General features: G+C 67.0%; 1 protein-coding gene. It reads right to left on the reverse strand.

Annotated features, from left to right (window positions below; all coding sequences use genetic code 11):
* Positions 1–90: 90 nt before the first annotated feature.
* Positions 91–1086 (reverse strand): FtsK/SpoIIIE domain-containing protein, encoded by a 996-nt coding sequence (locus tag C1I97_RS36985; RefSeq protein ID WP_258382928.1) that lies wholly within the window; start codon positions 1084–1086, stop codon positions 91–93.
* Positions 1087–1547: the final 461 nt, after the last annotated feature.

Consider the following 1547-nt stretch of genomic DNA (forward strand, 5'->3'; position numbering starts at 1 on the left):
CGCTTCGGCCGCCGCCCCCGACCACCCGAGATGCCCCAGCAGGCGTGGATCAACGACCCGGCCAAGCGCAGGGAACCCGCACCACAAACCTCATAGCATTACAACTGTCTCATTGGACTTGAAATCTTCCGTCTTGGGGTCACTGCCCTTGTGGTCGCGGAAGTACGTGTGGGCTTCGTCGATGATCAGGACGACCAGGGGCCAGCCTTCGGACGGGCCGACGTCCCACATGGACTTCACCCCGAGCACCGTGCGTATCGAGGCTGAGCGGACGCGCCGTAGCTCCACCAGCCGCCGGAAGAGCTTGTTGGCCTCTTCCAGGTCATCGCCGACGAAGGCGAACATGCGCTGTACCCAGTCGGCGTAGTCGCCTTCGTACGCGGCCGACACCTTGCCGTCCGCACAGACGAACTGCACCGCAGGCGAGGGCGCCCAGTCCGACAGAAGCCGATTGATCAGGCTCGTCTTGCCGAAGCCGGGCAGGCCGGCCACGGTCACCCCAGGCACCTGCGTCAGGTCCACGGCCACCGGCTGTGCGTACTCGTCCACGCCGAGGTCCCAACGGGCCGTCTCGTCCGGTACCTCACCCGTCGGGCGGTGCTCGGTGGGGAACTTCAGCGGATCCAGCCGGACACCCCGGATGACAATCTGCCCCGGCTTGTCCTGGGTGACCGCGACCCGCGTACACCTCCAGGCGTCCGCCAGATGGGAGGCCGCCTTCTGGAACTGTTCCAGACCCACGCCGGGCAGGCAGCTCGCCCGTGCGATCACTCCATACGCGTCATGTGTGACTTTCAAGGCAGGGATGAGGACCCGGGGCTTGATGGGCTTGCCGTTCGTGTTCGCCAGCGAGGCCAGCGCGGTCGGGGTCTTGTCCGTGACCGACAGCTTGAGCATCGGCGCGAGCCGCTTCCAGCCCCACCGCACACGTACGGCCTGCCGGATCGACTGCCGGGTCATGGCGTCGGCGCGCAGGTAGCGGACTACCCACCACCCGGTCCACCCGACGAGCACCGCCAGCGCCAGGTCGACCACGAGAGGGCCGAAGTCGAAGGCCCCTTCTGCCGGGTCGTTCGGACCCTTCATATGTCGTTCTCCATCGGGGTGTAGAGGAGGCCGCAAGGGCCGATTCGAGGGCCGCCCGATCCGCCGGGACTTCGAGGCGGGGGTAGCCGTAGCCGACGAGCACGGCCGCTACCGAGTTCACGAGCGATTCGGTGAACCGGGCGTCCGATCCGGCGCGAGGCAGCGGGTAGCTGCGCTCAGCGCCGAACCGGGGGGATGTGCTGTTCACGCCGTCTCAGTGGCCGGGGCCACCAGGTCCAAGCGGTCCGCGCGGTAGGCGATGCCGTCCGAGAGCGACCCATTGAAGATCCGCGCCCACGGGGTGGCGAACAGCTCCACCGGCATGACCGGGACAGGGTGTGTCAATTTAACGGGTCTGGCCCGTAGTCGGTGGTGACGGCGGGTAGCCATCAGCGATCATGATCTTGTGATGGATGTCAACTCGCTTGTCGCCACGGTGTTTTCCGGGCTGTCGGGGGTGG

The sequence above is a fragment of the Streptomyces sp. NTH33 genome (assembly GCF_003236365.1).
In the GTDB taxonomy this organism is placed as follows: Bacteria; Actinomycetota; Actinomycetes; order Streptomycetales; family Streptomycetaceae; genus Streptomyces.